The organism is Delftia sp. WSY_16 (genome assembly GCF_043104415.1).
Lineage (GTDB): Bacteria > Pseudomonadota > Gammaproteobacteria > Burkholderiales > Burkholderiaceae_C > Comamonas > Comamonas tsuruhatensis.
Map to the genome: position 1 here is coordinate 380,403 of NZ_JBICKS010000040.1, position 12,194 is coordinate 392,596.

Below are 12,194 nucleotides of genomic sequence, written 5' to 3' on the forward strand. Positions count from 1 at the left end.
GCGGGCAATACTGCCATTGTCCTCCGAAGCACCGCAATCCATCAACCGCAGCTGTGTGACAGCAGGGGCTTGTGCAGGGTCTCAGCCCGGCACGCTGGCCTCCACCAGCAGGGTCAGCAACTGCAGCGACTCCTGCCAGCCCAGGTGACAGGCCTCGGCGGGAATGACGGCGGGCACGCCTTCCTGGGTCACATCCATTTCAGTGCCGCAGAACACCTCGCGCAGCGTGATGGTGGTGATCATCTCGCCAGGCAGTTGCGGGTCGTCGAAGCGGTCGGTATGGCGTACCAGCCGGCCAGGCTCCAGGTCCAGGAACTCCCCGCCGAAGCCGCTGCGCCCGCCCGTGGACAGATTGACGAAGGCCATGCGGTAGCGCCCGCCGACCCGGGCGTCGAACTCGGGCACCTCGCAGATGTAGCCGTGGGGCGGCAGCCATTTGGCCAGGGCAGCGGCCGTGGTGAAGGCCTGGTACACGCGCTGCGGCGGCGCCTTGAGGACGCGGTGCAGCCGGATGGTGTGGACGGTGTGTGGCATGCGGAACTCCTTGGCGTGGTGTCGTGCAGGGCTGCCAGCCTCGCACCGATGCAGTCCTTGCGCAAGAGGCGGCACATGGAGCCTGATGCAGGATTCAATGATTCATAAATCGAATCCTTGCTTGGTTTTAAAGAATTGGACTTGAATCATTGACGCCCGCACCATGGCGGCGAGCGCTGGATACACAGCGCCGCTTTCCATAGGAAACAGGAGACAAGCAAATGAAGCATTCCCCGTTGCGCAGGGCCCTGGCCCTTGGCGCTCTCAGTGCCATGGCCGTCGTTGCAGCGCCCGCTGCGCAGGCCCAGGGCAGCTATCCCTCCAACCCCATCACCCTGGTCGTGCCGTTCGCGGCCGGCAGTGGAACCGATGCCGTGGCGCGCGTGGTGGCTACCCGGCTGGGCGAGCGGCTCAAGCAGCCCGTGATCGTGGACAACAAGGCCGGCGCCAATGCCCAGATTGCCGCCAACCATGTGGCCAAGGCCAAGCCGGACGGCTACACCCTGTTCATGACCACCAACACCTCGCACTCGGCCAACCCCTGGCTGGTCAAGGGCCTGAAGTACGACCCCGTCAAGGACTTCACGCCCGTGGCGCGCGTGGGCGAGCTGCCGTTTGCGCTGCTGGTCCACCCCTCCGTTCCTGCCAAGACCGTGCAGGAACTGATCGACTACGCCAAGGCCAATCCCGACCGCCTGTCCTACGGCACGCCCAATAGCACCTCGCTGGTGGCTTCGGAAACCTTCAAGTACGTCACGCACGCCCAGATCACCTCGGTGCCCTACAAGTCCAGCCCGCAGGCGCTGACCGACCTCATGGGCAACCAGATCCAGGTCTACGTGGCCGACCTGGGCTCGGCCTGGGGCACGATCAAGACCGACCGCGTTCGCACCCTGGCCGTGACGGCGGCCAAGGGTTCCACCCTGCTGCCCAATGTGCCGGCCATCGGCAAGACGCTGCCGGGCTTCGACATTACGTCGTGGAACGGCATCTTCGGCCCGGCCGGGATGCCGGCCGAGATCACCGAGCGGCTGAACACCGAGCTGCAGGCCATCCTCAAGGACAAGGCCGTGCAGGAGCAATTGGCCCAGGTCGGCTTCGAGGTCTGGCCCACGGCCACGCCTGCCGAGTTCGCCACCTATGTGAAGGACCAGATGGCCCGCTGGGGGCAACTGGTCAAGCAGGCGGGCATCGAGGCGCAGTGAAGGAGAGCCGCATGGAACAAGCGCAGCAAGGGCGGCAAGGCCCTCTTGCAGGGGTGAAGGTGCTGGACATGACCTCGGTGGTCATGGGCCCCTTTGCCACCCAGATCCTTGCGGGCCTGGGGGCCGAGGTGATCAAGGTCGAATCGCCCGAGGGCGACAACATGCGTCACGTCGGCCCCATGCGCAACCCCGCCATGGGCCACATCTTCCTGCAGGCCAACCAGGGCAAGCGCTCCGTGGTGCTGGACCTCAAGCAGGGCGCCGCGCGCGAGGCCCTGCTGCGCCTGGCCGAAGGCTGCGACGTGCTGGTCAGCAACGTGCGGCCCCAGGCCATGGCCCGCCTGGGCCTGGCCTACGAGGACGTGGCGGCGCGCAACCCGCGCATCATCCACGTGAGCTGCTGCGGCTTCGACCAGCGCGGCCCCTACGCGGCCCGGCCCGCCTATGACGACCTCATCCAGGGCGCCACCGGCGTGCCCTGGCTGGCGCAGCAATACGGCGGCGGCGAGCCGGCCTATGCCCCCATGACCCTGGGCGACCGCGTCACCGGTCTGCACGCGGTCTACGCCGTCACTGCCGCCCTCTATGCGCGCGAGAAGACCGGCAAGGGCCAGGCCGTGGTCGTGCCCATGTTCGAGGCCATGAGCCAGTTCATCCTGGGCGACCACATGGCGGGCCTGTCGTTCGAGCCGCAGCTGGGCGGCCCCGGCTATGCGCGCCTGCTCACGGCCCACCGCAGGCCCTATCGCACCAGCGACGGCCACCTGTGCGTTCTCATCTACAACGACAAGCACTGGCACAGCTTCTTCAACGCCATAGGCCAGCCCGAGCGCATGGCCGAGCCCATCTTCGCCACCCACAGCCAGCGCGCGCTGCACATCGATGCCGTCTATGCCGAAGTCTCGCGGCTGATGGCAGGGCGCACCACCGCCGAATGGCGCACGCTACTGGACGCGGCCGACGTGCCCAACATGCCCATGGCCTCGCCCGAGGACCTGATCGCCGACCCCCAGCACCAGGCCACCGGCTTCGTGCACGAGATAGACCACCCCAGCGAAGGCCGGCTGCGCACCACGGCCAGCCCCACGCGCTGGAGCGCCACGCCGCCCGCAGAACGCGCCGCCCCCGCGCCGCGCCTGGGCGAACACACCCTGCAGGTGCTGCGCGACGCGGGCCTGACCGAGGCCGAACTGGCCGCCCTGCAGGCCAGCCGCGCCTGCAGCCAGGCTGCCGCGCTGCAAGACGCCCCACCACAAACACAAGCACAAACACAAACACAAACACAAACACAAACACAAACAGAAGGAAACCGCCCATGCCCCGCTACCTGATCCGTGAACAAGACGTGCCCGGCTACAGCCCCGCCAACCACCACGGCACCGTCAACCGGCGCCTGGTCAGTGCCGCCAACGTGGGCGCGCGCCACATGGAGCTGGTGCTGGGCACGCTGGAGCAGGGCGGCGGCGCGCTGCCCCATGCCCACCCCGGCATGGAGCAGGCCTGCTACCTGCTGGCCGGAACGGCCGAAGTGGAAATCGACACCCCGGACGGCAAGGAACGCTTTGCCATGCAGCCCGGCGACACCTGCTTCTTCCCCGAGGACTGCATGCACATCTTCCGCGTGACCAGCGCCGAGCCCGTGCGCCTGCTGGTCTTCTACAGCCCGCCGTACGGCGAGAACCCGGAGCGCGTGCGCCGGCCGGCAGCCTGAGCGCCGTCACCCCACAGACACAACAAGCGAACAGCTACAAGCAACGGAGAACACACCATGGACTTTCTGTGGAACGAAGAACAGGAACAGATACGCGACGCCGTCGAGCGCGCCTGCGCACCCTTCGATGCCGACTACTGGCTGCGCAAGGACCATGAAGGCGGCTTCCCGCACGACTTCCACAAGGCCCTGGCCGACGCGGGCTGGCTGGGCATTGCCATGCCTGAAGAGTTTGGCGGCGCAGGCCTGGGCATCAGCGAAGCGGCGCTCATGATGCACACCATCTCGGCCACGGGCGCGGGCCTGTCGGGCGCCTCGGCCGTGCACATGAACATCTTCGGCCTGCACCCCGTCGTCGTCTTCGGCACGGACGAGCAAAAGCGCCGCTGGCTGCCCCCGCTGATCGCGGGCACGGACAAGGCCTGCTTCGGCGTCACCGAGCCCAATGCGGGCCTCAACACCCTCAAGCTGCAGACTCGCGCCGTGCGCGATGGCGACGTCTACGTGGTCCATGGCCAGAAAGTCTTCATCTCCACCGCCCAGGTCGCCAACAAGATCCTGCTGCTGGTACGCACCAAGCCCGTGGAAGAGTGCAAGGGCACGGAAGGCCTGAGCCTGTTCTACACCGACCTGGACCGCGAACGCATCGAAGTGCGCGAGATCGACAAGCTGGGCCGCAAATGCGTGGACACCAACCAGCTGTTCATCGACGGCCTGCGCATCCCCGCCGAGGACCGCATCGGCGAAGAGGGCAAGGGCTTCTCGTACATCCTGCACGGCCTCAACCCCGAGCGCATTCTCATCGCCGCCGAGGCCGTGGGCCTGGGCCGCGCCGCCCTGGCGCGCGCCACCCAGTACGCCAAGGAGCGCGTGGTCTTCGACCGTCCCATCGGCCAGAACCAGGGCATACAGCACCCGCTGGCCCAGGCCTGGATGGGTCTTGAGGCGGCCCACCTCATGGTGCAAAAGGCCGCCTTCCTCTACGACAGGGGCCTGCCCTGCGGCGCCGAGGCCAACGCCGCCAAATACCTGGCGGCGGAAGCCTGCGCCAAGGCCTGCGAAACCGCCATCTTCACGCACGGCGGCATGGGCTACGCCAAGGAATACCACGTGGAGCGCTACATGCGCGAATCCTGGATCCCACGCCTGGCGCCCGTCAGCCCCCAATTGATCATGTGCTTCATCGCCGAAAAGGTATTGGGCTTGCCTAAATCGTATTGACCCCCTGAGTCGCTTCGCGCCTTCCCCCTTCTCGCTGCGCGCAGGGGGACGACACCCTCGGTGCGGGGCGGCCCTTCCTCGGTGTCTCAAAGTTGAGGTGCGCGGGTTTTGTGGCTGCGAACCATCTGAAGTCCCATGATTTATCAATCTGTATTTCAGAGGTAGCCATGGTGCAAGATGCCATCTCGCTTGCTCCCCATCCGCCGCCTCTCATGAAGACCCACCTGCTGCGCTATTTCGTCGCCCTGGCCGAGGAACGCCACTTCGGCCGCGCGGCCCAGCGGCTGTGCATCACCCAACCGCCGCTGAGCATGGCGCTCAAGACCCTGGAGCAGGACCTGGGCGCCAGCCTCATGGACCGCGACGCCAAGAACGTGCGCCTCACCCCCGCAGGCGAGGCCTTCCTGGTCGAGGCACGCAAGGTGCTCGCCCAGCTGCAGCATGCGGCCGACGTGGTGCGTGGCGTGGCCGAAGGCATGCAGGGCCGGCTGGACGTGGGCATCACCGGCTCCATGGTCTACCGCCAGGTGCCCGACTTCTGCCGCGCCTTCCGCGCTGAACGCCCCCTGGTCGAAGTCTGCCTGCATGAAATGTCCACGCGCGAGCAACTGCAGGCCATTGCCAGCGGCCAGATCGACTGCGGCTTTCTCAACATAGCCACCCCGCCAGACGGCCTGCAGACCCTGTCGATCGGCGAGGAACCCTTTGTCTGCTGCCTGCCCGCCACGCATGTGCTGGCGCAGCAGCCCGACATCGACCTGCGCGAACTGGCCCGCGACACCTTCGTCATGTTCGCCCGCGAAGTGGCCCCGGCCAACTACGACAACGTCATCGCCTGCCTGCAGCAGGCCGGCATCCACCCCCACACACGCCACGCCGCGCGCCAGTGGCTCACCGTCATGGCCCTGGTCTCGGCAGAGCAGGGCGTGGCCCTGGTGCCCAGCTGCATGCAGCGCGTGGGCATGAACGGCGTGGTGTTCGTGCCGCTGCGCGGGCCGCAGCAGGCCATGACGCCCGCCGTTATGGCCTGGCGGGCGGACCAGCCTGCGGCGGTGCTGCAGGCGTTTATTGAGAGGGTGAGGGTGATGGCAAAGGGAAGCCGCAGGGTTTCAGCGCAGGGATAGGCGCCCGGAATCTACAGGCCCCCATTGCGCCAGCTCCAGCGCCAGCCGCGCAACTCAGTCCAATGGCACAGCGTCTGTACTGCCCAGAATCTCCGCCACCTTGAGCGCCAGCGCCTCCAATGTGAACGGCTTGGTCAGAAGCTGCGTCCCGGGGTGCAGGTTTTCCTGGCTGAGGGGCGATGCCTCGGTGAACCCGGTGATGAAGAGCACCGGCAGGTCGGACCGGGCCAGGCGAGCCTCGTCGGCCAACTGCTTGCCGTTCATTCCGCCGCGAAGCCTCATGTCCGTGATCAGCATGTCCACCCGGGTTCCGGCACGCAGCACCTGCAGCGCGGCGGCTGCATCGGCCACGGCAAGCACCGTGTAGCCCAGGTCGACAAGTGCCTCGTCGATGAGATGGCGGATCGGGGCTTCGTCATCCACGACCAGCAAGGTCCTTTGGGCAGGAACGACCACCTGCCGTGCCGCATCGACCGCGCGTTCTGCAACGGGTGCGGCGTCGCACCGGGGCAGATACAGGCAGACGGTGGTGCCCTGGCCCGGCTGGGAGAAGATCCTGACCGCTCCTCCCGATTGCCGTGCGAAGCCGTAGATCATCGACAGCCCCAACCCTGTTCCATGGCCCACCGGCTTGGTGGTGTAGAACGGCTCGAAGGCGCGCGCAATGGTCTGCTCCGACATGCCGGTGCCCGTATCGGTGACGCACAGCGACACATAGCCGCCCGGCGGAAGATCCCACTCCCGGGCTGCCGCCTCTTCAAGCTCGATATTGGCTGTCCTGATGGTCAGCCGGCCGCCTTCGGGCATGGCATCGCGGGCGTTGATGCACAGGTTCAGGATGGCGTTCTCCAGCTGCGTTCCATCGATTTGCGCGTGCCAGAGATGGGCTGCCGGCACGATGTCGATGTCCACGCTGGCGCCCACGGTCCTGCGCAGCAGGTCCTCCCAATCGGCCAGGAGCGCGGCCATATCGGTGGGCTGGGAGTCCAGGATCTGCCGGCGCGAGAACGCAAGCAGCCGCTGCGTGAGCGTGGCGGCGCGCCGCACCGCCCCCTGCGCTCCATGGATGAAGCGCGTGAGGTTGTCCACCTGGCCGCGCGCCAGCATCCGCTGCAGCAGCTCCAGATTGCCCATGACGGCCGCCAGCAGGTTGTTGAAGTCGTGCGCAAGGCCACCCGTCAACTGGCCCACCGCCTCCATCTTCTGCGACTGGCGCAGTTGCTCCTGCACCTTGGCCAGCGCTTCGGCCTTGGCCATTTCGGAGGTGATGTCGCGGCCCACCGCATTGATGCGGCCTGCCGCCGAACGGGTGGACCAGGAGATCCAGCGGTAGCTCCCGTCCCGATGGCGGTACCGGTTGTCGAACCGGGCATGCGCCATGCCTGTGGCCAGCTCCTGCGTGTCCTGGATGGTGCGCGCCAGATCCTCCGGATGGATGAGATGAAAAAGCGTGGTGCCCAGCAGCTCGTCTTCACGCCAGCCCAATACCTCGGTCCAGGCCGGGTTGACCGCAGTGATGATGCCCTCGAACGTGCAGCGCATCATGATGTCGGAAGACAACTGCCACAGCGCGCTGCGGTCGGCCGTGCGCTCTGCCACCTGTTCCTCCAGCGTGGCATTCAAGCGCTCCAGCGCGGCCTGGGCCTGCTTGCGCTCGGTGATGTCGGAGGCCGCTCCCAGCCAGCCGGTGATGGCGCCTGCGGCATCGAACAGCGGCACGGCGCGCGAGAACGCCCAGCCCACGCTGCCATCGACCCGGTTCACCCGGTGCTCGATCACATAGTCGGTCTTCGTGCGGATGGCCCGCGCGATCTCCGCGCGCACCAGGTCGCGGTCCTCCGGGGGGATGTAGTCTTCCAGCCAGTTCGTGTTGGACGCCTGCGTGTCGGGGATGAACCCGCCGCCTGCCAGCTGGTGCAGCTCGCTCCAGTCCGCACTGATGGAGTAGCGCACCTCCGAGGAGGAGCGCACCAGCGCATCCAGCCGCTCCTCGCTCTGGCGCAACATGTCCAGCGCCCGCCGTTCCGCATCGATGTCCAAAATGGCGATGGCCGTGGCCACGACTTCCTTGTCCGCATTGCGCAGCGGCACCCCGAAAACGCGCGTCCATACCTCAAGTCCCTGGGGCGTGTCATAGACGCAGTCAACACCCGGCACCACCAGCTCACCGCGGAACGCGCGGGCGGCCACAAACTGGTCGCGGGGAACGGGCTTGCCGTCCTTGTCCCAACTGCGCCAGCGCCCGCGGTCTTCCTCGGCCGACAGCAGCGAAGGGATGGGGGTGTCCGGCAGGAAATGGCGGTAGGCCGGGTTGGACATCAGCACCTTGCCACCCTTGCCCACCAGGCACAGGCCTATCGGCAGATGCTCGATGAAATCCGAGAACAGCGTCTTCTGGTCCGCGACCTGCGCATCGAAAGGGTCCTGATCGCTGGCGCCCGCGCCCTGTACGGCGCTGGCATGGCCCGCCGTGGCAATCGCCAGCTGCGCCCGCAGCCTGGCGTTTTCCTCGCGAAGCAGGGCAATCTCTTCGGACTCTTGGATCATGGGGGGGGTGGAGCGGGGCGTTGGGTGGAGGAGAGGGGGCAGCTCGCCGCTGGCGGGGACGGCGATGCTGCTGGGGATCATAGCTGTGACTGCTGGTGCGACCGATGTTGAGGCGCAGTCCTCGGTGCGGCAATTCTTGTGGGACTTCGCCCTCCCAGGGACTATGGGGTTGAACTGGCTGTGCAATGGGCTGAATTTGGGTCCCCAATGACCGATGAATCGGTCGACGAACGCTCGAAATGTTCCATTGAAAATATGGAAGTCGAGAACCTTATCGGGAAAATGGCAAAAGAATGCATATTTCCGCCAATTTCTCGAATATGAATCAAACAAATCGGCAATGAATGATCTGCTCCGTCGTGCGGGCCATGGCTGAAGGGTGGCGGCGATGGGGCTTCCCTGCGGGAAACGTGCCGCAGGCACCGCCGCTGCTGTGACTTTCATGTCACACAGCACAGCTGTCACGAAGAATACTTATGTGTTGCCTAGAGTTCCCGCAGCGGTGGCAGGAGGCTACCGTCATTCTCATTAATAAGTTCGGTTCGTATCTCGCCAATGAAAAATCAAAAAACGTGCTCGCGTATTCTGGGACTCGCGATGGGCACATTCTTCGCCTCTCCTTCCAGCTTGGCCCTGGCACAATCTGCCGTCACCATTTTTGGTGTGGTGGACGTCGGTGTCACCGTTGCCAAGTCCGGCAGCAACAGGCTCAATGCACTGAACTCCAGCCAAGGCAAGACCAGCTTGCTTGGCTTGCGCGGCACGGAGGACCTCGGCGGCGGCAACCGAGCTCAGCTCTGGCTTGAAGGCGGCCTCAACCCCGATGTCGGCTCTGGCGGCAGCAGCGGCTCCCTTGGCTTCGAGCGCCGCTCCACGATCGGGCTGAGCAACAATTCCTGGGGTGAAATCCGGCTGGGTCGCGACTACACCCCCAGCTACAACATCTTCACCGCTTTCGCGGGCCCCGACACCACCACCGGTGTGCAGGCCAATCTGTTCCAGACGATCCGCCAGACTGCCTACAACGCCGCCAGCCAAAGCGGCGTGGTCGACCGCACGCGCATCAGCAACGCCGTGGGCTACTTCCTGCCGAGCGACCTGGGCGGTATCTATGGCCAGTTCTCGGTTTCCTTTGGTGACGAGAACGCCTCCGGCTCTGGCGCAAGCAAGGCCCGCAGGTACATAGGCGGCAACCTGGGCTATCGCTCTGGCCCGCTGAACGTGGGTATCGGCTACGGCAGGATCGACGGCACCGCAGCCGTGGCTTCACCCAGCGCCATCGCCGCAACCAGCGATCTGGAAGATCTGGTGCTGGGCGCCTCGTACAACTTCGGCAGTTTCCTGCTCAATGGCGGATACAACAGCCTGAAGTGGGAGCCCGTCAACGGCGCAACCTCCGGGAAGGTGGACGGCTTCTACCTGGGCGCGACCATCCCCATGGGGCCAGGCAGCTTGCGCGTCAAGTACGCCAGCGCCAAGTTCAGCGGCAACGCCTCTGCCCTCACGCGCAGCGGCGGCAAGGCCGACAAGTATTCGATCGGATATGTCTACGACTTCTCCAAGCGCACCTCTCTGTACGCAGGTCTGGCGCGTGTGAACAACAAGAACGGCGCCAGCGTCGGCCTGATTGGCGGCCCTGCGGGTGTGGCCAACGCCGGCTCGACCGGTGTGGATCTGGGCATCAGCCACTCGTTCTGAGCGGCGCAGCGCCTTTTCCAGAAACGAAGCCTTCAAGCTTGGGCAGGCCCTTGCCACGCAGGGCCTGCCGATCTGCCTATCTACCTATCAGGCTTGCCTCTTCTTCTCAAGACCTACTCGCCATGCGACCCCCCAATTCTTCTCCCTGCCTGGTGGCAGTGATCGCCGCCGCGGCTGCCTTGCTGAGCGCCTGCGCCGACACCCGCCCGCTCCAGGTCGCTGGCTCCGAGACGGTGACGCAGACCACCGGCGTCGGCAGCATCCGCGCCACCGTCACGCGCCAGGAAGTCCAGTTCGACGACAGGTTCTATTTCCCCTACGAAGGCCAACACCCCGCCACCAAGGCCGATTTTCCCAAGGGCTTTCTGCCAGCCTACGGTTCGGGCCTGGCCTTGAAGGGCAGGCGTGCCGACGGCACGCTGGAGTTCTACGCCATCACCGATCGCGGCCCGAACGCGACCACCGGCCCGGTCACGCAGATCACCGACGGCTCCAATCCCGCGGGCTTTGCCAGTTCCACGGTGTTTCCCTCGCCCAACTTCACTCCGTCTATCGGCGTGATCGCCCTCGGAAAGGACGGAGCCAGGCTCGTCTCCACCCTGCCGCTCAGATTCAGCGCCACACAGAACGCCAACGGCCGCGTGCAGCCGCGGGGCATCACAGGCAACACGGGCGAGCAAGTCCTGGACGACACCTTCACCTATCCCGGCAAGGCCAAGGGCTACAGCGAATTCGGCCTGGACACAGAATCCGTGGTGGTGGATGCCGCACGCAATGCGCTGTGGGTGTCCGACGAATACGGACCCTTCATCGTGAAGATCGACCCGGCGACCGGCATCATCCAGAAGAAATACGGGCCCGGCACCGGCGCGGCCGATCTGCCGGCCATTCTCGCCAAGCGCCGCGCCAACCGTGGCATGGAGGGGCTGAGCATCGATGTGGCCAGCGGCAAGCTGCACGGTTTCCTGCAAAGCCCCCTGGCCGACGGCAAGGCCGACTACACCACCGCTGCCGTTGCCGACGCCACTGGCAAATCGGAGAACGTGCGCGACTACGCTCGCTTTGTGCGTTGGGTGGAGTTTGACCCGACCACCGAGAAAACCCGCCTGTTTGCCTTGCCCGTGGACAGCCGCTGGTACAACCAAGGCAAGACCGGCAATGCCAAGCTGGGTGATGTGGTCTCGCTGGGCAAGGGAAAATTCATCGCCATCGAGCAAGGCACGGGCAAGGACAAGAAAGTCTTCAACGACCTGGTTCTGATCGAGTTTCCGGCCAACGCCACCGACATCACTGCGCTGGGCTCCGACCTGGAAAAGAGCAGCCTGACTGGCAAGCCGGTCAATGGCTCGGACTATTCCAAGGTCGTGACGCTCAAGAAGACCCGGCTCTTCAACCTGAACGCCACCGGCTGGGTGGCCGAGAAGGCCGAAGGCCTGGCACTGGTCGATGACTACACGCTGGCGCTGACCAACGACACCGACTTCGGTGTTTCGCTGGCCGTGCTGGACGCCAGCGGCAAGGAAATCGAAGGCTCGAACGTCACCAAATGCATGGTGGACGCCGAAGGCAAGATCGTGAAGGACGGCCAATGCGCCAAGGGCGCGGCGAGCCTTCGCTTCACCACCAATGACGTCAACGACCGCACGCAGCGACTGTGGACCTTTAAGTTCAGCAAGAAACTGAGCGAATACGGCGCTCCCTGAACGACTGCGACTGCTTGGCATAGGCAAGACAACGGGGCCAAGGCGATCCAGGGCGGTTCGTCCAGCGCGAAGGCGCTGCGACGGGCCGCAACGCTGATGTCGCCTCCTCTGGCATCTGCACGGAGCAGCGCCGCCGTTGCGGCGAAAGTGCGGGGTTGCCGCAATGGCTGGACCTTTCGACCTCCAGCAGTCTTACGGCATTGCCCAAAGCGGTAGTCGTCGAGTGCGTAGATGGCAGGCATACGTCCGAGCCGATCACTTCCACAATCAAATGCCCATCTGCTTGGCCATTTCAGAAGCGCCTTCAAATTCCATGCTGGTTTCCGCGTGAGTCGAGGAAATTCAACAGAGAGCCGTTCAGAATTCAATTCCGGATTTTCGATGGCTTGGGATTGGCCAGTCATCGAATTCCTGAAGAGATAGTGCGTGCGGTATCCTCAGCCGCTCTGTA

The 12,194-nt window shown here is 65.3% G+C and carries 9 protein-coding genes; 7 read left to right on the forward strand and 2 right to left on the reverse strand.

What is annotated here, in order from left to right:
* Positions 1-81 precede the first annotated feature (81 nt).
* The gene (locus ACF8O7_RS21425; RefSeq protein ID WP_126312245.1) at positions 82-534 is read right to left on the reverse strand and encodes an SRPBCC family protein; all 453 of its coding nucleotides are present in this window, start codon (positions 532-534) and stop codon (positions 82-84) included.
* Positions 535-755: 221 nt separating this feature from the next.
* Between ACF8O7_RS21425 and ACF8O7_RS21430 the strand changes: the two genes are divergently transcribed.
* The 5 genes from ACF8O7_RS21430 to ACF8O7_RS21450 all read left to right on the forward strand — a co-directional run bounded on the left by ACF8O7_RS21430 (position 756) and on the right by ACF8O7_RS21450 (position 5,795).
* A complete protein-coding gene (locus tag ACF8O7_RS21430; protein WP_046986438.1) occupies positions 756-1,739 on the forward strand; it encodes a tripartite tricarboxylate transporter substrate binding protein in 984 nt (327 codons plus the stop codon).
* 11 nt (positions 1,740-1,750) lie between these two features.
* Positions 1,751-3,070: a CaiB/BaiF CoA transferase family protein gene (locus ACF8O7_RS21435; protein ID WP_392444217.1), complete on the forward strand. Its 1,320-nt coding sequence runs from the start codon at positions 1,751-1,753 to the stop codon at positions 3,068-3,070.
* Entirely contained in the window at positions 3,055-3,450 is a 396-nt protein-coding gene (locus ACF8O7_RS21440) for a cupin domain-containing protein (protein WP_012205502.1), read from the forward strand. Before ACF8O7_RS21435 ends, ACF8O7_RS21440 begins: the two co-directional genes overlap by 16 nt.
* 57 nt (positions 3,451-3,507) lie before the next feature.
* Positions 3,508-4,671, forward strand: a complete 1,164-nt coding sequence (locus tag ACF8O7_RS21445) for an acyl-CoA dehydrogenase family protein (protein ID WP_012205503.1) — start codon at positions 3,508-3,510, stop codon at positions 4,669-4,671.
* Between the two features lie 167 nt (positions 4,672-4,838).
* Positions 4,839-5,795, forward strand: coding sequence for a LysR substrate-binding domain-containing protein (locus tag ACF8O7_RS21450; protein WP_392444219.1), 957 nt, complete (start codon positions 4,839-4,841; stop codon positions 5,793-5,795).
* Positions 5,796-5,849: 54 nt separating this feature from the next.
* Here ACF8O7_RS21450 and ACF8O7_RS21455 read toward each other — a convergent pair whose 3' ends face one another.
* Entirely contained in the window at positions 5,850-8,342 is a 2,493-nt protein-coding gene (locus ACF8O7_RS21455; RefSeq protein WP_392444221.1) for a PAS domain S-box protein, read from the reverse strand.
* A 597-nt stretch (positions 8,343-8,939) separates the two neighbouring features.
* Between ACF8O7_RS21455 and ACF8O7_RS21460 the strand changes: the two genes are divergently transcribed.
* Both ACF8O7_RS21460 and ACF8O7_RS21465 read left to right on the forward strand, forming a co-directional pair.
* Positions 8,940-10,040, forward strand: a complete 1,101-nt coding sequence (locus ACF8O7_RS21460; protein WP_392444509.1) for a porin — start codon at positions 8,940-8,942, stop codon at positions 10,038-10,040.
* A gap of 122 nt (positions 10,041-10,162) precedes the next feature.
* Positions 10,163-11,743: an esterase-like activity of phytase family protein gene (locus ACF8O7_RS21465; protein ID WP_126312248.1), complete on the forward strand. Its 1,581-nt coding sequence runs from the start codon at positions 10,163-10,165 to the stop codon at positions 11,741-11,743.
* Positions 11,744-12,194: the final 451 nt, after the last annotated feature.